Raw genomic sequence first — 24,441 nt, forward strand, 5'->3', positions numbered from 1 at the left:
GATACCCCAATAATAATTTTTATATGCAGCAGTTCCATGATTATCGGCATTTAATAGCAGCCTGCTTAATGGATCAAAACAACACTTTTTTCTGTGTCCGTGTTCAATTGAAGCTAAATTTCCTAGCGGTTCTGGCTTGTTTTTTACGGAAAGGTCACCACTTAATAATAATATTTATAGGATGGATCATTTAAGGAAAATATATAACGGAAGATTATTAACATGGTGTTAAGGTGGCAATGGAATGGACAAGATCAAGGATATGAATCCAAAAGAGTTAAAAAAGATCATGACGGTAACCGAGGGAATGTCTTTCACAAAAAACTTCAGGTCCGCTACTGCTGAAGAATGGTTCGTTTTCATTCCCGGCTTTAATGATCCAGTTACCGAGGGAGCTGCTGGAAAGGCTATCGTTCACTACAACCTATATGGAAACAAAGATATGTTCATTAACACAACGGTCATACTGGATGATCCTGTTCTATTTGAGGAAGAAAATTTTCAGCTGGTTTACTCTATTTGTGATGAACTTATAAATCGTCTAGTGGGTTACGCCGATACTTTACTGTCAGTACACGCAGGTTCAAATTCTTATAATGCTGAGTACAAACGATAATGTTCCTAAGTAACAAGGAGGAAAAACACGTGCAACATAATCTTGTTCAGTCAATAATCGAACAATCAGTCATGCTTACAAATAAAGCAGATTGGGATAAGCTCGTTCAACAAGTTAATAATTCAAAATTTGTTTTGCTTGGTGAGGCATCGCATGGGACATCCGAGTTTTACACGGCCCGAGTTGAAATAACAAAAAAGCTGATTCAAGAAAAAAGGTTCACCTTTGTAGCCGTTGAAGGCGATTGGCCCGCATGCCAGGCAATAAATAGGTATGTTAAAGGCTATGACCTAGTGACTAAATCCGCAAAGGATGTGCTAAAAAGTTTTGACCGCTGGCCGACCTGGATGTGGGCAAACGAGGAAATGATCGACCTGATTGAATGGATGAAGGAATACAATCAGTCTGGACAAAATCAAACGAAAGTTGGATTTTATGGGATAGATATCTATAGTCTTTGGGAATCCATGGATGAAGTCATCCATTACTTAAAACAAATTGATTCACCTGACCTCGAGGCTGCCAGACAGGCATTCACTTGTTTTGAGCCATTCAATCGGAATAATGAGGAGTACGCAGTTTCCGCAGGCATCTTTTCAGAAGACTGTATAGAGGAGGTAGCCAAATTACTGACAACAATTCAACGAAAAAAAGAAAAATACCCTCATCATGAAGAATTGAATTTGAACCTTCAAGTGAATGCATTGGTAGCGTATAATGCAGAAAATTATTACAGGACAATGGTCGTTCATGATGATAAATCATGGAATATTCGAGATATGCATATGGTGGATGCACTTAATGAAATTATGGATTTTTACGGTTCTGAAGGCAAGGCGATTGTATGGGAACATAATACCCATATTGGAGATGCCAGCGCTACAGATATGAGAGATTCCGGGATGATTAACGTCGGCCAAATCATTCGAGAACAAAACCCAACGGAAGATGTATTTATCACAGGTTTCGGAACCTACAGGGGAACTGTTATTGCAGCAGATGAATGGGGCAGGGATTTTGAAATAAAAACAGTACCCCCGGCAATGAATGGAAGTTGGGAGGAGGCTATGCACCTTTCAGGCGCAAATGATAAGTTGCTCATTTTCACCGATGAAAATCGTCAGCTATTCCAAGACAGAATCGGACATCGGGCTATCGGGGTTGTATACCGGCCGGAATATGAACAATACGGAAACTATGTACCTTCTGTAATGTCAGATAGATATGATGCTTTTATTTTCATTGATGAAACTAAGGCCCTTCGCCCGCTTGTGCATGAAGTAGCACCCGTTATGTAATATAAAGACGAAGCCCTTTATAACAATTCAAGTTATAAAGGGCTTATTCGTGCCTTTCCTAATGCTGCTTTTTATTTTAAGCCTTATGAAAAGCGATCATTAAAGCAGTTAGTGGACCCAATAATTCTGTTCTTTGCAGTTGAAAATATCATGATAGCTCTGATTGGGTAGTTAAAGAACGACCTGGGTTAATCGTAGGAGCCCCATCAAAGGTTAATTTTTACTCACATTTAACACACTTATTCGTAAACTAATTCCTTTATCATTAAAAGGTGTGGACCGCCATCTTCCATAAAGACATCGGATGAAGTCCGATAGCCGAGTTTTTTATAAAAACCCTCTGCCTGTGTTTGCCCATGTAATTTAACCTGAGTAATACCCTTTTCTTTTGCAATTTCTTCCAACGTTTTAATTATTATTTTACCAAGACCAAATTTACGGTATGGCTCCAAGATGCAAATTCTCTCCAATTTACCTAAACCATCAACAACTCTTAACCTTCCAGTTCCGACTGGTTTTTCATTATAATTGACTAATATGTGCTCAGATAAAGCATCAAGTGTATCAAATTCATCAAATTCAATTTCTAATGGGAAACCTTGTTCCTCCACAAATACTTCTTTTCTGATATGAAAGGCTATTTTTAAATCATTTTCAGTGGTTATTCTCTTTGAATCCAATGTTCTTCATCCCTTTTCTAGATTTATTTAAAAAGACAAGTCATAATACATGTATATCTTTTTTTAGTATAAATGAAATCATTTTTGTTGTAAATACAACAAAAAAGTCAGGGGCTTTTTGAATGAAGGAAATACTCCGCGAAATTGGCATGATAGCAAGGGCATTGGACTCTATAAGTAATATCGAATTTAAAGAATTTGACCTTACTAAAGGGCAGTATTTGTATCTTGTTCGAATATGTGAAAACCCAGGAATCATTCAGGAAAAGTTAGCAGAAATGATAAAGGTTGACCGAACGACAGCAGCTCGTGCCATTAAAAAACTTGAAATACAAGGTTTTATTGAAAAGAAAAATGATGAGGAAAACAAAAAAATTAAAAAGTTATATGCAACCGATAAAGGTGAAAAGGTCTATCCCTTTTTGAAAAAAGAAGGAGAGTATACCGACAAGGTTGCGTTATCCGGATTTTCTTTGGAAGAAACGGAAACGATGCTTCAACTTCTTCAAAGGGTGAGAAAAAATATTGAGGTAGATTGGGAATTTGTGAAAAAGGGAAATAAAAGGGGGTATTGATTCAGCTTATATGTTATCCCTGATTTAAGGATGACTTATTGGAGTAAGCATCAATGGAATGGTTGTGGATAAGACTTTTATAAAAAGAGGCTCGATTCCGATTGGAAATTGAGCCTCTTTCTCATTATCCAGCTGCATTTTAAGTAAACTGACCATTGTTAAGATCTTCGTAGAACTCCGCTCCTCAATTGTGTCTTCTTAATTCAACAGAACTATCTCTTTAACAAAGTGAAATTAACTTGAAAATGTGAGATGAAAAGTGGTAGGATAATATTGCATTGAGTTAGTACCAGGTAATAATACTAGATGATAACGCATTTTAGGGTGTTGAATGGCAAGCATGCATACATAAAAGAGCTTTTTCTTCCTTGGATACATAACAGAATTTCAGTTTGCGAGACAAACAAACAGCTAATAAGAAAGGTTAGTAATTTCGTGATACAGAGATCTATTTTTAAATTGGGTGCCAGCATGAGGAAAACATTCTGGTTTTAACAGGGAAAAGTTTTAATTATTAGGAGGGATGATGACATATGGTTGAAAACCGCCATCTACAGGCAGGTCTGAGTGATGAGCAGGTGCTTGAGATGTATAGAATAATGTTGTTGGCAAGACGAATAGATGAACGGATGTGGCTGTTGAATAGATCAGGGAAAATTCCTTTTGTCGTTTCATGTCAAGGGCAAGAAGCCGCACAAGTGGGTGCTGCATTTGCATTGAATCGTGAAAAGGATTATGTCCTTCCCTATTATCGGGATCTCGGGGTAGTGCTTGCGTTTGGGATGACCGCCAGGGATTTAATGTTATCCAGTTTTGCAAAAGCAGAAGATCCAAATTCAGGCGGGCGTCAAATGCCTGGGCATTTTGGGCAAAAAAAGAATCGCATCGTGACGGGATCTTCGCCAGTTACCACTCAAGTGCCACATGCAGTGGGGATTGCCCTCGCTGCAAAAATGGAAGGTAAAGATATTGTTTCGTTCGTTACATTCGGAGAGGGTTCATCAAACCAAGGTGATTTCCATGAAGGAGCGAATTTCGCAGGTGTACATAAACTTCCGGTCATCTTGATGTGCGAGAATAATCAATATGCCATTTCCATCCCGATTGAAAAGCAATTGGCATGCGGGAAAGTGTCGGACCGGGCCATTGGTTATGGCATGCCAGGGGTGACGGTTGATGGAAATGACCCGATCGAAGTATACCGGGTGGTGAAAGAAGCGGCCGAGAGAGGAAGGCGTGGTGAAGGACCAAGCTTAATCGAAACGGTTTCCTACAGGCTTACACCACACTCAAGCGATGATGATGATAGTCAATACAGATCGCCTGATGAAGTATCGGAGGCGAAAAAATTGGATTCGATCATTACTTTCGGTGCCTATTTAAAAGCAGTAGGAATCATGGATGATCAAATGGAGAAACAATTGAACGAGGAAATAATGGAAGTTGTGAACGAAGCGACGGATTATGCGGAAAATGCTCCATTTGCAAATGAAGACACGCTCTCAAAATACGTTTACGCAGAAAGGTAAGGAGGAAAGAAGATGGCAGTGATATCTTATATAGATGCCGTGATAATGGCGATGCGGGAAGAAATGGAACGGGATCCCCGTGTATTTGTATTAGGTGAGGACGTAGGGGTAAAAGGCGGGGTTTTTAAAGCGACTTCAGGATTATACGAACAATTCGGGGAACAGCGTGTCATTGATACACCGCTTGCTGAATCCGCAATAGCAGGAGTTGGCATCGGAGCGGCCATGTATGGAATGAGGCCGATTGCGGAAATGCAATTCGCTGATTTTATTATGCCGGCAATCAACCAAATCATTTCGGAAGCTGCAAAAATCCGTTATCGCTCCAATAATGACTGGCATTGTCCTATCGTCATCAGAGCTCCATACGGCGGAGGAGTACATGGGGCGTTATACCATTCACAATCCGTTGAAGCCATTTTTGCGAATCAGCCGGGACTAAAAATTGTCATGCCCTCTACACCCTATGACGTTAAAGGTTTATTGAAAGCAGCCATTCGGGATGATGACCCGGTCCTTTTCTTTGAACATAAAAGAGCCTATCGCCTAATTAAAGAAGAAGTGCCGAATGATGATTATGTTTTACCGATTGGTAAAGCGGATGTAAAACGTGAAGGCGAGGACGTTACAGTGATTACTTATGGCCTTTGTGTTCATTTTGCGCTTCAGGCAGCTGAAAGGCTGGCCAGTGATGGCATATCCGTTCATATACTTGATTTACGAACCGTATATCCATTAGATCAAGAAGCCATTATGGAAGCTGCATCTAAAACAGGAAAAGTCCTATTGATTACTGAAGATAATAAAGAAGGAAGCATCATTAGTGAAGTATCGGCGATCATTGCAGAAAACTGCCTCTTCGATCTTGATGCCCCAATCATGAGACTCGCTGGCCCGGATGTTCCAGCAATGCCATATTCACCATCGTTAGAGAAATCATTCATGGTGAATCCTGAAAAAGTGGAAAAGGCATTGAGGGACCTGGTTGCCTATTAAATGATCGGCATAACGAACCTTGAATATAGAAAAATGAAAATACCCCAGCTGGGGAAAGCTTTGTTCGTTCCCGTGATTAATCATGTTGATGAAAAATCTATTAAGGAAATCGCCAATGGTGTCCGTGAACTTGCCCAAAAAGCACGAACATTAAAGGTGAAACCTGAAGATATGGCAGAAGGGTAATACCTTACATTAATAGTTCACATCATCAGAATATAATTATCAAACTCAACCGTTTATATAGTTTATATTGAGGTTGAATCTTAAAAATGAACTTAAGCCTAGCAACGATAAAAAAGGTTGCCAGGCTTTTTTTTGCACTAAATAAATCATCTATTATGAAAAATATTCCTTTGGATTACGATAGAGAGGGGATGTAATATCTCCACTTTAATGAGCACTTTATTTCGCCGTGATTTTTTGAAAAATTTTTATATCGTAAATATGTATTGAATAAAGTGCGTGGTATTATATGGTAAAGGATACTAGGCAAAGGAGACTTATGATGAATAATGGAAACTATCAGGTATGGCGTTTGAAAGTACATATTATGGAATTGTAATTGTCGATAGTCACGCAAATTATTAGCAATATTAAATGTTGAACGCAGTATAGTGATTGGCGAACATTGAAAGTAGCAAGGGGGGAACATCATGCTTCGATTATACGGGGCTTTAATCGGTCTTAGTTTGATATGGGGTTTATCGTTTGTTTTTATGAAGTGGCTGCTACCGCCTGCGGGCATTTGGGGGATTGTATTTCTCCGCTGTTTGGCGGGTGCTGTTGTTCTGCTTCCCATTTTATGGTGGAAGTGCAGGGAAATCAATTGGAAATTGCCGTGGAAAGCACTGGTCGTTGTCGGAATCTTCAATTGCGGATTAGCATGGGGATTAATACCTTTAAGTGAAACAGAGATTAACAGCAGTACGGCATCGATTCTAAATGCAACCACTCCGATCTGGACGGGGATCATCGGATTTATCATTTTTTCATACGTTCTAACCGCCCGACAATGGATGGGCATTCTAATTGGTTTCTTCGGAATTATAGTATTGATGGATTTTCAAATCGGTCAGCTCTTCGGAAAGGAATTCATCGGGATTGGGACAATGCTGCTAGCGTCCATCTGTTATGGTTTTGCCGGTCATTTTACGAAAAGATTTCTTTCCAGTACCAGCATATTGGTCATTACGACGTTTACGCTGCTCACGGGTGCCATTATCGGTTTGATCGGGATGCTAGTAACAGAGCCGATTAAGCCAGTGATGTTGATGGAACCGCTGACGATTTTCGCCATAGTCGGTCTTGGGTGCTTTGGCTCTGGGATCGGCCAGCTGATCTATTTCTACATCAATAAAAATGGCAGCCCTGAGTTAGCCGCATCTGTTACATACCTTATTCCTGCAACCGCTATGGTTTGGGGTTATGTCCTGCTTGGAGAAGCAATTAATCCTAATGTAATTATTGGCCTGCTGATTATTTTCGCAGGAGTTTATCTTTCCTCTAAGAAGTCAAAAGAAACTGATGGCACAAACTCTTCATCCGGAAAACAAGCGGAATTGCATCACGTGAAATAATTAACCAAAACGAAATAGCCCTCACGTAAAGATTTGTTTTATGCCGGGGGCTTTCGTATTGAAACACATTAATCGTTATACTTAATTCTTATTCATTTTTGCCAAAGAAGTGATTGATTTTCTTTGCCGCTATTCATAGCTATAGACATTAACCCATATAAGAATGGTATTTGTTTAAGGAAAATTGACAGTGTGTTATTTTGTCTGAAATTATTTTCATTTTGAGATATGTTAATTTGAGATAATGTTGTTGACAGTGAATGGTATTCATGATAAATTATCTTTAAATAAAGATATATTAATTCAAGATAATGAGTAAGTAAACACCTTATCAAACCCCTTTAATGAATAGCCATTCTTTTTGACGGAAAAATATAGGGGATTAATGAAAAAGCTGAACATCCAAAAATTGAATCGTTTTAATGGGAGGAATAATTTATGAATGGATTAAAAGGTATACACCACGTAACGGCCATAACAAGCAGTGCTGAAAAAAATTATGAATTTTTCACAAATATATTAGGCATGCGTTTAGTCAAGAAAACTGTTAACCAAGATGATATCCAAACCTATCACCTGTTTTTTGCCGACGATGTTGGCGGTGCGGGTACTGACATGACATTCTTCGATTTTCCGGGAATTCCTAAAGGGGTGCATGGGACTAATGAGATCTCTAAAACATCCTTCCGTGTACCGAATGATGCGGCATTGGAGTATTGGGTAAAGCGCTTCGAACGTTTAGAAGTAAGGAATACAGGAATCCAAGAACAATTTGGTAAAAAGAACCTTTCATTTGTGGATTTTGATGAACAGCAATATCAATTGATCTCAGATGAAAATAATGAAGGGGTTGCAGCTGGGATTCCTTGGCAAAAAGGACCGATTCCTCTGGAATACGCTATTACAGGATTAGGACCAATTTTCATTCGTATCGCCAACTTCGATTACTTTAAAGAAATGATGGAAAAAGTTCTATTATTCAAAGAAATAGACAAGGAAGGATCATTTCACCTATTTGAGGTAGGGGAAGGTGGGAATGGTGCACAAGTGATCGTCGAGCATAATTCGATCCTTCCTCAGGCACGGCAGGGTTTTGGTACTGTTCACCATACAGCCTTCCGCGTTGAAGACCGTTCCGTTCTGGAAGAATGGATCAAACGAATGGAAAGCTTCCAATTTCATACGTCTGGTTATGTCGATCGTCACTTTTTTGAGTCGCTTTACGTACGAGTGGCACCGCAAATTTTATTCGAGTTTGCCACGGATGGTCCTGGATTTATGGGGGATGAGCCATATGAAACGCTCGGTGAAAAGTTATCTTTACCACCGTTCCTGGAACCGAAACGGGATCAAATCGAAAAGTTGGTCCGTCCCATTGATACAGTAAGAAGCACCAAGGAATTCATTAAAGAATAATTGACGATCTTTAGGCGAATGATTTATTGGTATATGCCCATACTAATACAGGTAGAAATAAAAATGGAATAATCATTGAAATTGAAAAAATGCTCTGGAGGAATGAATCATGACAAAAGATTTTTACACGGCCATTAAAGAGAGACGTTCATATTATGGAATTAATAAAGAGGTTGGAGTATCGGATGAGAAAATTAAAGAAGTTGTTGAATTTGCGGTAAAACACACGCCATCGGCTTTTAATTCCCAATCTTCACGCCTAGTTGTTTTGACAGGCTCGGCACATGATAAATTATGGGATATTACGACGCAGGCTTTAAAGAAAGCGGTTGGTGAGGGAGATTTCTCTGGCACTCAACAAAAAATGGATTCGTTTAAAGCGGGATATGGGTCAATATTATTCTTTGAAGATGAATCTGTTGTGAAATCACTTCAAGAGCAATTTGCAACTTATGCCGATAACTTCCCAATCTGGTCACAACAAACATCAGGCATGCATCAATTAGTTGTTTGGACTGCACTTGAAGCAGAAGGATTGGGAGCAACTTTACAGCATTATAATCCTTTAATTGATGATGAAGTGAAAAAAGAATGGAATGTTCCAAGCAATTGGAAATTGATTGCGCAAATGCCATTTGGAAATCCAACAGCTCAACCAGGTGATAAAGAATTCAAACCACTTGAGGATCGGATAAAATTTTATAAATAAAAGTGGACTATTACGTTAAACTTTTTTTAGTGCCAATTCTAATTGGCACTCAGACTGTAGACAAACACTCGAAGAAAAAGTGAGTTTGCCTGCAGTTTTTTTCTTTAAATTGTTTTCAGGAATCCGCTCCTTTTCCGCCGACTGTCTGCCAAGCCTCATAAAAGCAAGCGTCTTTGGTATCTGGGCTAGCCAGTTTCTGCAGGAGTGTCGAAATTTCCTTCAACAATGATAGTTCCATCCCATTTAAAACAGTAAAAATTCATGGAATATAATCAAGTCTTGTTTTGAAATTATGATAATAATTCCCTAGATAAAATCGTGAAAGGGATTCGGGAAGAGACCATTCCGAACCCCTTTTGTCTATAAAATGAGAGCTAATTCTATTTAGCTCTTTTTTTGGTTGAGCTCAATTTGCATATGCTATTTCAGGATTACTAGTGTTAATGTATGTAACTAATGGCTTTACGTTGTTATCAGAAAAAATATTTTTACTGCTTTTTTTGTTTAATAACCTTATGTAAAAGCTTTATAAGTAATAGTTCTGTTTGTTCTTCAATTCTTTAAAAATGAGAGCTATTCCTTGGTCAAGTTTTTGTATATTTGTATTGGACACGTTCAATTTTAATAATTTTTCCTGGTGAAAGCCATCTAAATAATTTTGACCCATCGTCTCTACCAGTACATGTTGATTCCGTAGGTTATTGATGAGGTGAGTACTATTTAAACGATGAGGCAGTACGATATGAGCGTTCATACATATGGATGCTGGGCGATAAAAGCCTGGAGTGGAATGCTTTTCTAGAGCATCATATAGCAAGTTTGCACGGACTAAATAGGAGAGACGCACTTTGTTTCTATGGCGTTCAAACATACCGCTTTTTATGTAGATTTCCAAGGCTGCTTGTGAAATCATGGAACTATCAATATCAGCAGTCCTTTTATATAGTTGGAAGCTGTCCGTTAATGGTTTAGGCAATACGGCAACACCTATGCGTAATCCTGGAAACATTATTTTAGAGAAGCTTTTTAAATAAATGACCATGTTATGGGTATCCTCGGAAAAAATGGGGTCTACCTTCATATTTTCTTCGAAATCTGCTAAATAATCATCTTCTACAATATAGACACCATACTTTACAGCAAGTTTTAGTATCTCCTCTCTGTCCTTTTTAGAGTAAGAAGTCCCTAACGGATTATGGAAACGAGGCATCGTATAAAAGAATTTAATTTCCTGACTGCTAAAAATCCGCTCTAATTCCTCTAAATCAATACCTTCTGCAGTTCGTTGAATTCCTAGCACGGAAATTTTGTACGCTTTCAATTGCTCCACAAATAGATGATAACTAGGCTGCTCAACAAGTATATGAGTACGTTCATTTGGAAAGGGGATTAACGTTAATAAGGAAAGTGCTTGCTGCACGCCAGAAGTAATGAAAATCTGTTCTTCTTTTGCGAAAACCTGATACTGCTCTAATTGTTTTTGTATCACTTTAATTAAAGAGGGTAGTCCTTTTGGAGTGCCATAGATAAACAATTCTTGCTGATAGGTATCGATTGCTTTGTTGATGCAATGTTGAAAGTCATGATATGGAAATTGGTGCCAGTCGGGAGCTGAGGTAACAAAGTCGATGTCCGTTGTTGGTTCGTTTTTACCATCAAATTCTTTTTGAACGACAAAATATCCACTTTTAGGAACCGCGTAGATTAAATGCCTTTTTTCCAATTCTTGCAGGGCTTTCAAGACTGTACTTTTACTACATTGATGTTGATCGATTAATTGACGAATCGATGGAAGTTTAAAGCCCGGTTTGAGCCGTCCATTCTGGATTAGAGATTCAAATTCATTAAACAAAGCTACGTATTTTAGCATGAATACCTCCTAAAACTGTACCGTTACAGATGCTACTTATTTGTATTGTATCGTAGTGGAACTTTTAATACGATACTAACAACCGGCCGGGTGTTGAAAAGGGGGATCAATATGGCAGAAAATAAAAAAGCCTATTTTGCGGCGATACTTTATGCCATTATTATTGGATTTTCATTTATTTTTACAAAAATATCATTAATGGAAGCTAGTCCGCTAGATACATTGGCACATCGATTTACGATGGCTTTGTTGATCGCGATAGTTTTTAAGCTGTATAGGAGGACATCAGTGAAAATGAGTGCAAAGGATACTTTGAAAATTCTTCCGTTGGTGTTCCTTTATCCAATTTTATTCTTTACATTACAAGTGTTTGGTCTCGTTTATACCTCATCTTCAGAAGCGGGTATTATCCAAGCGACCATACCAATTTTTACGTTATTATCAGCTTCATTATTTTTGAAAGAACACGCTGGTAGCGGTCAGAAATTTTTTCTTTATTTATCTGTGATGGGAGTTATCTTTATCTTTGTCATGAATGACTTGCAACTTGCGGCTCACAGTTTGAAAGGAACGATCCTGATCTTATTATCCTCGATTGCTGCCGCTCTCTATAATGTGGTAGCGAGGAAGGTAACAAAGCAATATTCACTATTTACGTTAACTTATCTGATGACGTTCTTTGGTTTTGTGGCTTTTAATAGTATGGCCGTCATCAACCATATAAATAACCAATCTATTAGTAGCTTTTTATTACCCTTCACAAGTAGTGCATTCCTCATTTCAATCGTATATCTTGGGGTATTATCGTCCCTGCTTACTGCTTTTTTATCAAACTATGCATTATCCATTTTACCAGCATCTAAAATGAGCGTTTTTAGTAATTTAGCGACATTGATTACGATCATAGCAGGGGGGATTTTCTTACATGAATCGATTCATTATTATCATGTAATAGGTGCAATGATTATTCTTGCTGGGGTAATCGGCACGAATTATTTTGGTGGAATTCAATCAAAGCATAATAGTAAGACTTTTGCCGATCCATTGCTGAAAAGGGAGGTAGAGTGAATGAATAAATATGTGTTGTTACTCTTGATTAGTGGTATATGGGGATCTCAATTCTTCTTTATTGCATTAGTCATAGAAAATGTTGGGGTTATTACATTGTCAGCCATCAAAGCATGTATCGGCGGTATCTGTTTACTCTTCTTTGGTTTTTTTTTATCAAAAGAAGAGCGAAAAGTACCTAGGAGTTATTATAAATGGTATATAATCATTGCTTTTTTCGAGGTTGTGCTACCATTCGTCTTTATTGCACAAGGCCAGAAATCGGTGCCTAGCAGTATCGCAGCGGTGCTGATTGGAATGGTTCCCGTCTTTACCATCCTCTTTTTACTAGCATTTTTCAAAAGAAAAAGCACAAGGCAGGAGATTACAAGTATCCTATTCGGATTTGTAGGTATTGTCCTCCTTTCCTGGCCAACACAAGGATTCCAAGACCTTTCTAACAGTGTTCAGGGTAACATCCTATTGATATTGGCTGCCATGAGTTTTGGATTATCATTGATTTTCATGGAGAAATTAAACGAGGGATCTTCCGTTATTCATATGAGAAATGTATTACTGATTGCCAGTGCATTGCTCATTCCCATGTCCCTATCGTTTGAGCAATCTTTCAAATTGGATTTAGCACGAGCTCAATCTATCTACTTAGCGATTTTAGGCATTTTCCATGCAGGTGTTGTTTATGCATTATTTAATAGGCTGATTCGGCAAGAAGGCGCATTATTTACTTCATATAGTAATTATATAGTGCCTGTCATCGGAATGATTTTAGGCTTTTTCTTTTTACATGAAGCGTTGTCTATTCATCAGTTGGTTGGAATGGGTATAATTATGATGTCATTATTTTTTTTAGACGGAAAAATAATAACCAAATTGACAAGAAAGTAGTATTTTATTATATGTGCTTTGTCAGTCATCTTTAATTGTACTAATAAACCAGTAATTTTAGTATTCGTATATTTAACGGAACCAAATTGAGAAAAGGGGCAGCAGGTTTAATATTTTTTTGTAAGATCATATTTTGTTTTTTGATCCGCAAATGATTATATAGTAGAAGAAGCATCTGCTGATGTTAATGCAGGTGCTTCTTCTACTAAAAGGGGTAACTGATTTATTGGCGCTAACCAGTAATAAATGTTATATTTTTATTTTTTCTGCATTAGATAGTGAAGTGTTTTTCTCCATCTTCATTATAATAAATCCACTCCAGGCAAACATTAAGGAGGCAATGTAAAAGATGCTGCCGATCGTTAAAAAGTCGACTAAATATCCGGTTGCAATCACCGCAGCTGCCGCACCGACGGATGTCCAAACATGGTAGTTCCCGATTTCCTCACCCGCTGTTTTCTTCGTAACATATCTTGCCAGTACCGTTTTTTCAGTGTTTTTTTGTACTGCCCCAAGTACCCCCATAATGATTTGCAGGAGATAGACATGCCAAATTTCATATGCGAGAGGAAAGGCAAGTAGGATAAGTGCCATCCCCCATGAATAGGTAAGGAGAAATGCTTTGTCACCTGTTTTGTCAGTGAATTTTCCGATTAGAGGATAGCTAAGTGCTGCAGTTAATGAGAATATTCCATATGCCCACCCGAATTGCGTATAACTGGTGCCTACATTTTTGATTAGCAAAATATAAAAGGGGAAAATCATGCTGGCAGCCATTCCAACAGTGCCTTGGTAAAAAACAAAACGTTTATAATTCATGGATGATACTCCTCATAGAAAAGATTCAAGAAGCGATTATCAGGATCATATTTCTTCTTTAATCGAAAGAATTCCTCCGTACGCGGATACGCTTCAAATAATTGTGTCTTGGTTGGATACCCATAATAGGGCAGATAGTAGCTGCCGTTATGGTCAAGCGTAATATCGATCATGTTACGGATGACCCTTCCGGTATTTTCCTTGCTTTCGTCATCTGTCCCTTGATTGATGAGCATCACTAAAGCGAACATATCATCCTTGGCATATGACATGAGTGATTCATCATTATGTTCCACATAACGAATTGTGATATTTAATAAATTAAAATCTTCCTCATCAGATAAGGTTCTTCTTAAGTCATCGATATAATCAGTAAATTGATCTATCGGAACGAAGTATTCTTGCAGCACTTCAGTTTTGTTGGGGTTGCTGTAATCCATGAATGCCGAATCCGACCGCATCACATTATTCCTCGAAACCAAGTTGCCATCAATATTGGCCGTGTAGGTTTTTTGAGTTTCCCAAAACCTTTTTTTACCCCAGTCATTATAACGTGAGAGGCCAAGAAAGAATTTAGGCACGGCAATGATCGTTTCCCGTTTGAGAGTATTGTAGTCTGATAGCCTTGTTTGTTCATTTGCCCTATAATAATCCGTTACATACATTTCATCCAAATAGGAGCCAGGAGCAACGGATATTCTTGCAAGATGCATTTTAACATCATCGTTTTGAAGGACTTCTCTTTTAAAGTACGACGTATATTCATCATAATGAAGTGATTTAGTTTTAATGGTATAAAGTTCGTCATCGGTAAGGTTGAGTGTTACATCAAGTATGACTCCAAACAATCCATACCCGCCGATAACCGTATGGAAGAGCTCCGAATTTTCTTCGCGGCTAACTGTAATGATTTGTCCTTTTGCGTCAAGCAATCTAAAAGATTCAACGGTTTCTATTAAGGCATGGTGACGGATATCGCGGCCATGGACATTAACGCTTAAAGACCCACCAATGGTAAAAATGTTTTGAGATTGACTGACCTTCAGCGCAAGTCCATATGGGTTGATATATTCCTGGAGAGCAGCCCAGGTTGCTCCGCTTTGGACCGTTATGCGTTTTTCTTTTACATCCAAATCAAGTATTTTATCATAGTGCTTCATATCGAGCAGGATGCCGTTTGGATATAATGTCTGACCTCCTTGGCTATGCTGCATTCCGGCAATGGAAATGGGATCATCGTTTTTTTTGGCATCCAAAACGACCTTTTTGATTGCTTCTTCACTATCTTCTGCCATTATCGCTTTCATTTTAACTGGCATCAGCCGGCTGATATCTTCTGCAATAGGGTGGTCAAGCTTGAAATTAAAGGCCAGCAGTGATAATCCAAATAATAGTGCATATAGGGTGATAAATAAAAATCGTTTCATGATATCTGGCATTCGACTCCTCGTTTAATTTGTCTGAAACTTAATTGAAATAAAGAAAAAGAATGAACTTTATAGATTAATGGAGTTACCCTGACCATTCAGTGAGATTGGGGTTAAATTTGAATTAAATGTTAGATTTTTTGAAAATGAATCTTTTTGATTTATGTACTAGTTCTTGGTTTTCAGCCCATTAATGATTGTTTTGGTTAGCGGTATGGATAGTGATTCCAAGCTTTGTTCTGAGTTGTTTAATCCCCAATGATAGATGATTCCCATCAGGCTTTGGGTGATAAGTTGTGAAATTTCGTTAACTGATTGGTCAGTGTCAATGTCGTTTTGTTCTTTCGCCTCTTCAATTAATGAACGAATGATTTGGAAGAGTGAGCGATTTGAATTTAAAAAGTAAGTATGTTCTTTTGAATCTAAAGCGGAACTGTAAATCACTTTCATTAAATCTTTGCCCATTTCTTCTTCCAGAAAACGCATCAATTTCCGTATGAAAATAAACAATTTCTCTGTGGCGTCCATATCGACTGGGAACGAACGGAAGACTTCGCGATAGTAATTATCGACTTCTATGAATCTCACTGAAAAAATGTCCGATTTTGCTGAAAAGTGTTGGTAAAATGACCCTTTTGATGTGCCGCTTTTTTTCACGATCTCGTCAACGGTAACTTTATCATAACCTTTTTCGCTAAATAGCTTTAATGATATTTTTAAAATTTTTTCACGAGTCTTTTCTCCCCTAAGCTGTTTCTTTCTGGGTTCAATCATAAAAAACCTCCAAATGATAATTGACAGAATATTCCTGCATGGTTTAATATCAGACTACAGTCTAGTTAAATGATTGGTGGTCTATTTAATCTAACGTAGATCATGAATAATCACAACGCTTTCTTAATTGCATTTCCCACGTTTAGAAAGCGCTTACAATATTTTGGGATCAAGTATGGGGAAGGTTAATTCATTTTAAATAGGAGGTTTTTCAAGGATTCCTATACAATCGGTTACTGTCTTGTAGAAAGTTTTATTCCCCTTTAGCCCTGAGTATATGGATTGTATTTATAATGTTGTTGGATTCGATTCAATATATGTAAATGGAGGGAGGTGGTATCAGGATAAACTTGATGGTCCTAGGAATGAACCAGAGTGTCGGGAAGCAGGAGAAGAATTGTGCGGTAAACGGATTATTTTATGGGAAATAGCAGCATGAAAAGGGAGGAAATAATCATGAATCATGCCAGTGGCGAAATAGAGAAAAGAACGATCAGTAAGACGATGAAACGCATTCTTCCATTTATCTTGCTCCTTTATATCATTGCTTACTTGGACAGGGTCAATTTAGGCTATGCTGCTTTACAAATGAATGCAGAATTAGCCTTATCCGCTGAAGTTTTTGGATTGCTATCAGGCATTTTTTTTATAGGTTATTTTTTCTTTGAAGTTCCTAGCAACATGATCATGCATAAAGTGGGAGCTCGGATATGGATTGCCCGAATAATGATTTCATGGGGTCTTGTGGTAATATTAACAGGTTTTGCGCAAACAACGATGCATTTATATATACTCCGTTTTTTATTAGGTGTCGCCGAAGCTGGTTTTTTCCCTGGTATAATTTTGTATTTAACTTATTGGTTCAGGGCGCGCGAAAGAGGACGGGCAACAGCGGTTTTGCTTTTAGCCCTGCCGATTGGCGGATTGATCGGTGCGCCTGTGTCGACGTGGATTCTTGACAATATTTCCTGGTTCGGTATGGCCGGCTGGAGATGGATGTTCATCCTTGAAGGTATCCCGGCCATTATTATTGGAATTGTTGTTGTTTTCTATTTAACTAATAGACCGACTAACGCTAAATGGTTATCTAAGGTAGAAAGTGATTGGTTGGAAGGGGAGTTGAGTGCGGAAAGGAAAGTTAGCGCGAAAATGAATAAAGTCACAAAGCTTGCTATGCTGAAAGATGCGAAAATCTGGAAGTTGGCCCTTTTTTATTTCGCAGGGTACACATCTATCTATGGATTGTCATTCTGGATGCCAACCATCATTAAATCTTTATCGGAAAATGCAACAACCAATCTAGAAATAGGCTGGTTAGCGATGATTCCATCATTAATCGGTATACCTGCCATTATGTTTGCAGGCTGGAATTCAGATCGGACCAATGCACATAAAACACACTTGCTCGTCTGCCTCATGATAGCAGTTGTCGGATTTATCGGGTGCGGCTTTTCAGATAGTGTCTTTATGATGGTGCTTATGTTAACGATTACCTCTTTCGGTTTATACGGGTTCAGTGGATGTTTCTTTGCCTATATGACATTTTTCTTCACTGAGACCACTGCACCAGTTGGGATAGCCATAGTCAATTCACTTGCGGCTTTAGGCGGTTTTGTAGGACCGATGATTCTTGGAACTGTTGCATTTACCCAAGGTATGTTTATTTTATCTGGATTACTTGTAATAGGTGTAATCACCTTATTATCATTAAAATTGGCAGATGCTTCAGATGAAAACATCGTAAAAGAAGTTGAAGTCAATATTAATCGATTATAACGGTTCTACATGTGTTGAAGATTAAAAGTGATAAAAAAGAAACATCATTGGAAGCCACAGAGTTTCCATGATGTTTCTTTTTATATTTTCATAAAGGAAGCACAATCAATTGAGCATGTCAAAATTTAATCTAAAATCGCAGGTTCTGCCCAATAAGACTTGTTTGTAGTTTTCGGCGGGATTAGAATGGAGATGGGATGAAAGTGCTTTCGAAAAGATCATCGATTTCCTTTTCTTTTAAAGTGCTGACTTCATATTTATTCATTAGAGGAATAAAAGCAGGAATGAGGTGATGATGTGGAAATTCATTTGGTGGCAAAAGATGAGATTGAGGCTCAAGGAATTCGTTGGATAGTTGAGTCCCACCTAACGGGAGTTAGACTGGTCTTATGGAAAACGATTGAAGAATTCGAAAAGGGCATGCGCAATCAGCAACCTGAATTCGTTATTTTGGATATGGATATTTGGACGGATGAAAGTGAGGCGATGGGTGTTTCGTTAAAGCGGAGGGGAATTCGATGGTTAGGGATTTCATCTGAGCGAATCTTTCAAACGGCTTATCGAGCCTTACGTTTTCGTGCTGAAGATGTTTTATTCCGTCCTTTTTCTTCCGCGGATTTGGTAAAACATATTCAACAATTACGTTTTCAATTAAGAAATGGTCCAGGTCTTCTTTCGTCAAACACCATGGATGATGAGAATGCTTTGGATATTGGGTATCCAGATTTCTTCTTGACGGACCGGAAGCATGAAAGCCGAATAACCATGGTCGCTTTTTTGACACCTGATAACAAGACCCTTCCATTGGTTTATGATGAACTGCAACGATATTCTTTTACTGGGAAGAATCAAATCTTCGCTTTATCGGATTTTATTTTATGTGTCCAGGAAACAAAGGAAATCGAGATATATAAGGAAGAATATCAAGCGTTTCTTGCCCATTGGAAAGAAAGAATGGATGAGCCCCTTGCCATCATAATAAAGGCGGCAACTTCAGATGAGTCTTTAAAAAGGATGTATCAGCAAACACGTGAATTTACGAGACAAATCTTTTTCGATGGATATGATATCATTTTAGCCGAAAGTCAACAGACTTCGCCTCGAGAGATGGATCCATTCCTCACTCCTCTTGAACAAAGACTATGGATAGAAATGCTCGAACGACGGGATGCGAAGGCCATCAGGAACTGGATTGAACGTGAATTCCTCACCTTCGAACGGCCATACCCCGACCCGGAAATCGTTCGTATCCGCCTTACAAGCGTACTTGCACAGATTCGCAGGCATATGAAATCATACAACTTGCAAAATGCTTCCCTGGAAGCCATTTACTATGATGTATTTCAGCAAATTGTACATAAACCTGTCATTCATCAAATAGTGAAAGAGCTGCATGCGTTCACCACCCATATGCTTCTGCAGGATCATGGACAATTACAGGAAGGGGCACGCACAATTAGCGAAAAGGCAAGGGAGCTGATCGAGTCCAACTATTGGGATGCCCAGTGGAATCTAGCGAGTTGTGCGGATACTCTGCGAATCAATAAAAGTACACTCAGCCGTCGTTTTGCCGCTGAATCCGGCGAGTCTTTTCGAAATACGCTGCATCAAGTTCGAATTAGGGAAGCTAAACGTTTATTAAAGGAAACGGATTTATCATTGGAGGAAATCTCACAATTGGCCGGCTATTCACATCAAACCTATTTCAATGCCAAATTCAAATTGCTTGAAGCCTGTACACCATCAGCATATCGGTCAGGCTTATAAAAAAGGACGATTCATTTATTGAATCGTCCTTTAGACTGCAGACAAACTCGGATATTGAATTTGACCGTTGATTTCCACTCAGGAACTCGCTTTCCGCGGGAGGTCCGGGAGCCTCCTCGCCGCCATCGCGCCCGCGGGGTCTCCCATGGACACGCTTTTCCCGCAGGAGTCTCGTACCTTCCGCTCCCATCAACTTTGTTTAAGATAGAACTCCTTTTGCTTACAGTCTTTTTGTTTTTTTATAGGAAAATAACTTCAGGTGATAATGATCCTTTAAAAACATGATTCTATTCAGCGGGATCAACTTGAAATGATTACTTTAGATTAACTGGTGTCAAAGCATCATTTGGAAAGGGGGAGGCAGCAATGGATTTCTCATTCATTCATGACTTATGAAAGATATGTTTTCAGTGGTAGGACTCGCAAGTAAAAGTCGTATTATTTTAATTAAACGGACATTCATTCAATATACCTTCGGTAATCGTACCATGCGTAAAACGATTTAAGAAGTAAAAATCAACATGGCCTACCAATGCCTTTCAGGTTAAGATTTCCATGATAAAGTGCCTCAATCCTCTACGTTCGGGAAAATTTATAAGCGACGCTATAAAGATTCTGACCTGTTTGAACAGATTTTTTATAGCCTTGGTTATGAAAGGTTCTGAAATAGAACTGATAAGTGCAGAGCATATATTGGTACATTCCTCATATGTGAAAGCCAGTGTAGCCTCTTGTTGAACAAGTAATTGAGAAAGTGGAAAGCCTTCTTAAGCCGTTGCCTCAGATGCAGCTTACAAATCACCAGCCCTTTTACCCTATACACTTCCTCGAACAATTGAAAGGACGATTCAGTAATAGTGAATCGTCCTTTTTTATTTATTTCAAAACAATGTAATTAATGAAATAGTTTATAAAAAAATAAAGTTAACTACAAAAGGTTGAAACAAATTATAAAATTATCATTAAATTATAACTATTTATTCTGAATTTTTCTTATAGAATGAAAATATAACAAAAACAAGGGGGAAATGAGAAATGAACACGATTACAAACAAGGTTACACGCTATAGAGGCACCGATTTGAATACGAAGGGTTGGCAACAAGAGGCAGTGCTTAGAATGCTGATGAATAATTTGGATCCTGAAGTCGCCGAACGTCCAGAAGATTTGGTGGTATACGGAGGGATTGGAAAAGCAGCACGTAACTGGGAATGCTTTGATGCAATCGTCAAATCACTAAAAGAGCTTGAAGAAGATGAAACGTTACTTGTCCAATCAGGGAAACCGGTGGCAATTTTTAAAACGCATACGGATGCACCCCGTGTCCTGATTGCCAATTCAAATATCGTCCCGGCATATGCGAACTGGGAAACATTCCATGAACTTGATAAAAAGGGATTGATGATGTATGGGCAAATGACAGCCGGCAGCTGGATATATATTGGTTCTCAAGGAATTGTACAGGGTACTTACGAGACATTTGCCGAGCTTGCTAAACAACATTTCAATAACTCGTTGAAAGGCACAATCACTCTTACTGCAGGTCTAGGAGGCATGGGTGGGGCACAGCCACTGGCAGTTACGATGAACGGTGGGGTCTGTATCGGAATCGATGTTGATGAAACAAGAATTGACCGGAGAATCGAGACTCGTTATACCGATGTGAAAACGGATTCTTTGGATGAAGCCATTCGTTTAGCCAAAGAAGCTAAACTTGCAGGAAAAGCATTATCGATTGGTTTGATTGGGAATGCTTCAGATATTCTTCCAGAAATGATTGCAAGGAACTTCATTCCGGATGTCTTGACGGATCAGACTTCCGCCCATGATCCGCTTAACGGATATACACCTTCAGGAATGTCAATGGTGGAGGCGGCAGAATTAAGGAATTCGAATCCAGAAGAGTATATTAAACTCTCTAAAGCTTCAATGGCCAAACATGTAAGAGCAATGCTTGAAATGATGGAAAAAGGAGCCGTGACGTTTGATTATGGCAATAATATCCGTCAAGTTGCGAAAGATGAAGGTGTAGAAAATGCTTTTGACTTCCCTGGCTTCGTTCCAGCATATATCCGCCCGCAATTTTGTGAAGGAAAAGGTCCATTCCGCTGGGTAGCTTTATCTGGTGATCCTGAAGACATTTATAAAACAGACCAAGCCATTTTACGTGAATTCGCTGATAATGAGCATTTATGTAACTGGATAAGAATGGCTCAAGATAAAATCCAGTTCCAAGGTCTTCCTTCCCGCATTTGCTGGCTGGGTTATGGGGAGCGCGCCCGTTTTGGTAAAATCCTTAATGATATGGTTGCAAGCGGTGAATTGAAGGCCCCGATAGTGATTGGACGTGACCATTTGGATTCGGGATCTGTCGCTTCGCCGAATCGTGAAACGGAAGCCATGAAGGATGGTTCGGATGTAGTGGCTGACTGGCCGATCTTAAATGCAATGGTGAATGCAGTGGGCGGCGCAACCTGGGTATCCGTACATCATGGCGGTGGCGTAGGAATGGGATACTCAATGCATGCTGGCGTTGTAATTGTGGCAGACGGCACCGAAGAAGCAGCAGCCAGGATTGAGCGAGTGCTGACAACGGACCCTGGGATGGGCGTTGTGCGCCATGTTGATGCAGGATATGAACTTGCAGAGGAAACAGCCCGTGAAAGAGGTATTAATATCCCAATGCTTGATAAAGGAATTGATAAACAATGACAAAGCCGATTTGGATAAAACATGCCACTCAACTTGCTACCCTTACCTCTGAAAGGAAAGGTCCGCGTTCCAAAGAGGGAATGTCAGAGCTTGGTTTGATAGAGGATGGAAGTATATGGATGGAATCTGGGTTGATCCAAGCTGTCGGGACAACCAAGGAATTGGAAAAACTCTATGCTGATAGAATGCATGAAGCTGAAGTTTTCGATGCTTCTGGCCATTTGGTGACACCAGGGCTTGTTGATCCCCATACGCATGTTGTATATGGTGGAAGTCGTGAGCGTGAATTCGAAATGCGTCTAGAAGGTGCAACATATATGGACATCATGAACGCAGGTGGGGGCATTCATGCAACCACCCGCATGACAAGGGAAGCAAGTGAAGAAGAGTTGATGGAACAAACCATCCGACGCCTTGATTCGTTTCTCGCTCATGGCGTGACTACAGTAGAAGGTAAAAGCGGTTACGGAATGAATTTGGAAACCGAATTGAAGCAGTTGCGGGTGATGAAGAAGTTACAGGAAGAACATCCGATTGATCTAGTTCCTACTTTTATGGGAGCACATGCGGTTCCAAAGGATTATAAAGGCCGTGAGGATGAATTTGTCGATCATCTGATTAATGATATGCTTCCAATCGTCGCTGAAGAAAAGCTTGCTGAATTCAATGATGTTTTTTGTGAAAAAGGGGTTTTTACCCCTGAACAATCAGAGCGGATTTTAAAGGCGGGGAAAAAGTACGGCTTGATCCCTAAAATACATGCTGATGAAATTGAGCCTTACGGGGGAGCGGAACTTGCCGCCAAAATAGGGGCTATATCAGCTGAGCATTTATTAAAGGCTTCCGAAGAGGGAATTCAAGCCATGGCTAAGTCAGGAACCATTGCCTGCTTGCTTCCAGCCACAGCTTTGTATTTAAGAGAAGATGCCGCCCCAGGACGCCGAATGGTTGATGAAGGTGTAGCTGTTGCCATTTCGACCGATTGCAATCCCGGATCCTCACCGACGACTTCCATGCCGCTTGTCATGAACCTGGCATGCATCTCGATGCGGCTGACCCCTGCTGAAGCGCTTACCGCGGCAACATACAATGCTGCTTGTGCAATCAACAGACAAGAAAAGGTAGGCTCGCTTGAAGTGGGAAAACAAGCGGATGTCGTTTTATGGAATGTAGAAAACTATCAGGAATTGCAGTATTTATTTGGGGTTAACCATGTTAAGACTGTATGGAAAAATGGTGTGCAAGTTGTGAATGATAAAGTGAAGTCTGATTCCAAAAGCCTGACTGGCCTTTAAAAATCAGTATTCTCAATCAATGTCCACCCATTCCATCCGCTGAAAAATTCAGGGGATGGAATGGGCTTTTGGAAGTATTAACAAATGTAATGGTGCTCCAATCGTAGGATGGTGGTTTATCATCCTACCCCTTTTCAGCGTTAAACACTTTACTGCTTTACAGTGAAATTGAATGAAAGTGTTTTAAGGAATGAATCTTCCATGTGGAGGGAATTTTATGTGGATAATCACTATCCATTCGAAAAATGGCATAAAAATGTTTGAGTTTAGCACTGAAAAGGAAGCAAGGGATAAATTCGAGGTAATGGAAGGCTGTAAAATCCTTAGTGAAGTCATTTATTTCAATGATTTATAGTTAGTTGAATCTTAAAATTAAGCGGATGGATTATAATTTAAATAGAGATTAAAATGTAGATTGAATTGATATAAATTATAAAAAGGTTATTATTTTATAATATTCATAGCTGTTTTTCATTATCGTATTAGTCCTAATTAAAACTAACTTAAGTTCAAAATTACTCACGTGCATGTTTGGTAAGGTCAGTAAAATATCATTATTTTGTGAGAACTGAAATCTGTTTTATTTAATTTCTGCCCCACTAACAGAGAGTTATAGTTCTAGTGTTTTTTTGAATCAATATATCTGATG

General features: G+C 39.0%; 21 protein-coding genes. 16 read left to right on the plus strand and 5 right to left on the minus strand.

From position 1 onward, the window contains the following. The first annotated feature begins 244 nt into the window (after nt 1-244). A complete protein-coding gene (locus tag ACIQ0C_RS16390; protein WP_403061798.1) occupies nt 245-616 on the plus strand; it encodes a hypothetical protein in 372 nt (123 codons plus the stop codon). A 29-nt stretch (nt 617-645) separates the two neighbouring features. Next, complete coding sequence (locus ACIQ0C_RS16395) at nt 646-1,914, plus strand: erythromycin esterase family protein (RefSeq protein WP_403061801.1); 1,269 nt, start codon at nt 646-648, stop codon at nt 1,912-1,914. A 239-nt stretch (nt 1,915-2,153) separates the two neighbouring features. Here the strand turns inward: ACIQ0C_RS16395 and ACIQ0C_RS16400 are convergent, their stop codons facing one another. Beyond that, on the minus strand, nt 2,154-2,594 hold the full coding sequence (locus ACIQ0C_RS16400; RefSeq protein WP_403061804.1) for a GNAT family N-acetyltransferase: 441 nt from the start codon (nt 2,592-2,594) through the stop codon (nt 2,154-2,156). Nucleotides 2,595-2,716: 122 nt separating this feature from the next. On the opposite strand from ACIQ0C_RS16400, the gene ACIQ0C_RS16405 reads away from it, so the two are divergent. From ACIQ0C_RS16405 to ACIQ0C_RS16435, 7 genes are all read left to right on the plus strand, one after another. Then, the gene (locus ACIQ0C_RS16405) at nt 2,717-3,169 is read left to right on the plus strand and encodes a MarR family winged helix-turn-helix transcriptional regulator (RefSeq protein ID WP_403061807.1); all 453 of its coding nucleotides are present in this window, start codon (nt 2,717-2,719) and stop codon (nt 3,167-3,169) included. Between the two features lie 533 nt (nt 3,170-3,702). Next, the gene (locus tag ACIQ0C_RS16410; protein WP_402841014.1) at nt 3,703-4,698 is read left to right on the plus strand and encodes a thiamine pyrophosphate-dependent dehydrogenase E1 component subunit alpha; all 996 of its coding nucleotides are present in this window, start codon (nt 3,703-3,705) and stop codon (nt 4,696-4,698) included. A 12-nt stretch (nt 4,699-4,710) separates the two neighbouring features. Next, nucleotides 4,711-5,694 (plus strand): alpha-ketoacid dehydrogenase subunit beta, encoded by a 984-nt coding sequence (locus tag ACIQ0C_RS16415; RefSeq protein ID WP_402841017.1) that lies wholly within the window; start codon nt 4,711-4,713, stop codon nt 5,692-5,694. Then, nucleotides 5,695-5,880, plus strand: a complete 186-nt coding sequence (locus ACIQ0C_RS16420; protein WP_403061810.1) for a 2-oxo acid dehydrogenase subunit E2 — start codon at nt 5,695-5,697, stop codon at nt 5,878-5,880. Nucleotides 5,881-6,350: 470 nt separating this feature from the next. After that, on the plus strand, nt 6,351-7,274 hold the full coding sequence (locus ACIQ0C_RS16425; RefSeq protein WP_403061813.1) for a DMT family transporter: 924 nt from the start codon (nt 6,351-6,353) through the stop codon (nt 7,272-7,274). Nucleotides 7,275-7,712: 438 nt separating this feature from the next. Continuing rightward, nucleotides 7,713-8,690, plus strand: a complete 978-nt coding sequence (locus tag ACIQ0C_RS16430) for a ring-cleaving dioxygenase (RefSeq protein ID WP_403061816.1) — start codon at nt 7,713-7,715, stop codon at nt 8,688-8,690. Nucleotides 8,691-8,799: 109 nt separating this feature from the next. Further along, a complete protein-coding gene (locus ACIQ0C_RS16435; protein ID WP_402841028.1) occupies nt 8,800-9,399 on the plus strand; it encodes a nitroreductase family protein in 600 nt (199 codons plus the stop codon). 526 nt (nt 9,400-9,925) lie between these two features. Here the strand turns inward: ACIQ0C_RS16435 and ACIQ0C_RS16440 are convergent. Next, on the minus strand, nt 9,926-11,269 hold the full coding sequence (locus tag ACIQ0C_RS16440; protein ID WP_403061819.1) for an aminotransferase-like domain-containing protein: 1,344 nt from the start codon (nt 11,267-11,269) through the stop codon (nt 9,926-9,928). A gap of 111 nt (nt 11,270-11,380) precedes the next feature. Between ACIQ0C_RS16440 and ACIQ0C_RS16445 the strand changes: the two genes are divergently transcribed. Further along, complete coding sequence (locus tag ACIQ0C_RS16445) at nt 11,381-12,337, plus strand: DMT family transporter (RefSeq protein ID WP_403061822.1); 957 nt, start codon at nt 11,381-11,383, stop codon at nt 12,335-12,337. Beyond that, on the plus strand, nt 12,338-13,222 hold the full coding sequence (locus ACIQ0C_RS16450) for a DMT family transporter (RefSeq protein ID WP_403061825.1): 885 nt from the start codon (nt 12,338-12,340) through the stop codon (nt 13,220-13,222). A 249-nt stretch (nt 13,223-13,471) separates the two neighbouring features. Here the strand turns inward: ACIQ0C_RS16450 and ACIQ0C_RS16455 are convergent, their stop codons facing one another. The 3 genes from ACIQ0C_RS16455 to ACIQ0C_RS16465 form a co-directional block, all read right to left on the minus strand. After that, on the minus strand, nt 13,472-14,041 hold the full coding sequence (locus tag ACIQ0C_RS16455) for an MFS transporter (RefSeq protein ID WP_403061828.1): 570 nt from the start codon (nt 14,039-14,041) through the stop codon (nt 13,472-13,474). Further along, nucleotides 14,038-15,480, minus strand: coding sequence for an FAD-binding protein (locus ACIQ0C_RS16460; RefSeq protein ID WP_403061831.1), 1,443 nt, complete (start codon nt 15,478-15,480; stop codon nt 14,038-14,040). Before ACIQ0C_RS16460 ends, ACIQ0C_RS16455 begins: the two co-directional genes overlap by 4 nt. A 156-nt stretch (nt 15,481-15,636) precedes the next feature. Next, entirely contained in the window at nt 15,637-16,242 is a 606-nt protein-coding gene (locus tag ACIQ0C_RS16465) for a TetR/AcrR family transcriptional regulator (protein ID WP_402841045.1), read from the minus strand. 456 nt (nt 16,243-16,698) lie between these two features. On the opposite strand from ACIQ0C_RS16465, the gene ACIQ0C_RS16470 reads away from it, so the two are divergent. From ACIQ0C_RS16470 to ACIQ0C_RS16490, 5 genes are all read left to right on the plus strand, one after another. Continuing rightward, complete coding sequence (locus tag ACIQ0C_RS16470; RefSeq protein WP_403061834.1) at nt 16,699-18,018, plus strand: MFS transporter; 1,320 nt, start codon at nt 16,699-16,701, stop codon at nt 18,016-18,018. Between the two features lie 297 nt (nt 18,019-18,315). Next, nucleotides 18,316-19,785 (plus strand): helix-turn-helix transcriptional regulator, encoded by a 1,470-nt coding sequence (locus ACIQ0C_RS16475; RefSeq protein WP_402841051.1) that lies wholly within the window; start codon nt 18,316-18,318, stop codon nt 19,783-19,785. 1,035 nt (nt 19,786-20,820) lie between these two features. Then, nucleotides 20,821-22,497 (plus strand): urocanate hydratase, encoded by a 1,677-nt coding sequence (gene hutU / locus ACIQ0C_RS16480; protein ID WP_402841053.1) that lies wholly within the window; start codon nt 20,821-20,823, stop codon nt 22,495-22,497. Further along, nucleotides 22,494-23,792, plus strand: a complete 1,299-nt coding sequence (gene hutI / locus ACIQ0C_RS16485) for an imidazolonepropionase (RefSeq protein WP_403061837.1) — start codon at nt 22,494-22,496, stop codon at nt 23,790-23,792. Before hutU ends, hutI begins: the two co-directional genes overlap by 4 nt. Nucleotides 23,793-24,009: 217 nt before the next feature. Beyond that, on the plus strand, nt 24,010-24,147 hold the full coding sequence (locus tag ACIQ0C_RS16490; protein ID WP_403061840.1) for a hypothetical protein: 138 nt from the start codon (nt 24,010-24,012) through the stop codon (nt 24,145-24,147). Nucleotides 24,148-24,441 lie beyond the last annotated feature (294 nt).

Origin of the sequence: Peribacillus sp. NPDC096448, from assembly GCF_044762675.1 — a bacterium.
In the GTDB taxonomy this organism is placed as follows: Bacteria; Bacillota; Bacilli; order Bacillales; family DSM-1321; genus Peribacillus; species Peribacillus frigoritolerans_B.

Bases quoted from the DNA above. Each gene is read 5' to 3' on its own strand.
- ACIQ0C_RS16465 (WP_402841045.1), bottom strand. From the start codon at position 16,242: ATGATTGAACCCAGAAAGAAACAGCTTAGGGGAGAAAAGACTCGTGAA.
- ACIQ0C_RS16390 (WP_403061798.1), top strand. From the start codon at position 245: ATGGACAAGATCAAGGATATGAATCCAAAAGAGTTAAAAAAGATCATG.
- ACIQ0C_RS16405 (WP_403061807.1), top strand. From the start codon at position 2,717: ATGAAGGAAATACTCCGCGAAATTGGCATGATAGCAAGGGCATTGGAC.
- ACIQ0C_RS16420 (WP_403061810.1), top strand. From the start codon at position 5,695: ATGATCGGCATAACGAACCTTGAATATAGAAAAATGAAAATACCCCAG.
- ACIQ0C_RS16435 (WP_402841028.1), top strand. From the start codon at position 8,800: ATGACAAAAGATTTTTACACGGCCATTAAAGAGAGACGTTCATATTAT.
- hutI (WP_403061837.1), top strand. From the start codon at position 22,494: ATGACAAAGCCGATTTGGATAAAACATGCCACTCAACTTGCTACCCTT.
- ACIQ0C_RS16415 (WP_402841017.1), top strand. From the start codon at position 4,711: ATGGCAGTGATATCTTATATAGATGCCGTGATAATGGCGATGCGGGAA.
- ACIQ0C_RS16445 (WP_403061822.1), top strand. From the start codon at position 11,381: ATGGCAGAAAATAAAAAAGCCTATTTTGCGGCGATACTTTATGCCATT.
- ACIQ0C_RS16430 (WP_403061816.1), top strand. From the start codon at position 7,713: ATGAATGGATTAAAAGGTATACACCACGTAACGGCCATAACAAGCAGT.
- ACIQ0C_RS16440 (WP_403061819.1), bottom strand. From the start codon at position 11,269: ATGCTAAAATACGTAGCTTTGTTTAATGAATTTGAATCTCTAATCCAG.
- ACIQ0C_RS16490 (WP_403061840.1), top strand. From the start codon at position 24,010: ATGTGGATAATCACTATCCATTCGAAAAATGGCATAAAAATGTTTGAG.
- ACIQ0C_RS16455 (WP_403061828.1), bottom strand. From the start codon at position 14,041: ATGAATTATAAACGTTTTGTTTTTTACCAAGGCACTGTTGGAATGGCT.
- ACIQ0C_RS16425 (WP_403061813.1), top strand. From the start codon at position 6,351: ATGCTTCGATTATACGGGGCTTTAATCGGTCTTAGTTTGATATGGGGT.
- ACIQ0C_RS16470 (WP_403061834.1), top strand. From the start codon at position 16,699: ATGAATCATGCCAGTGGCGAAATAGAGAAAAGAACGATCAGTAAGACG.
- ACIQ0C_RS16410 (WP_402841014.1), top strand. From the start codon at position 3,703: ATGGTTGAAAACCGCCATCTACAGGCAGGTCTGAGTGATGAGCAGGTG.
- ACIQ0C_RS16460 (WP_403061831.1), bottom strand. From the start codon at position 15,480: ATGCCAGATATCATGAAACGATTTTTATTTATCACCCTATATGCACTA.
- ACIQ0C_RS16450 (WP_403061825.1), top strand. From the start codon at position 12,338: ATGAATAAATATGTGTTGTTACTCTTGATTAGTGGTATATGGGGATCT.
- hutU (WP_402841053.1), top strand. From the start codon at position 20,821: ATGAACACGATTACAAACAAGGTTACACGCTATAGAGGCACCGATTTG.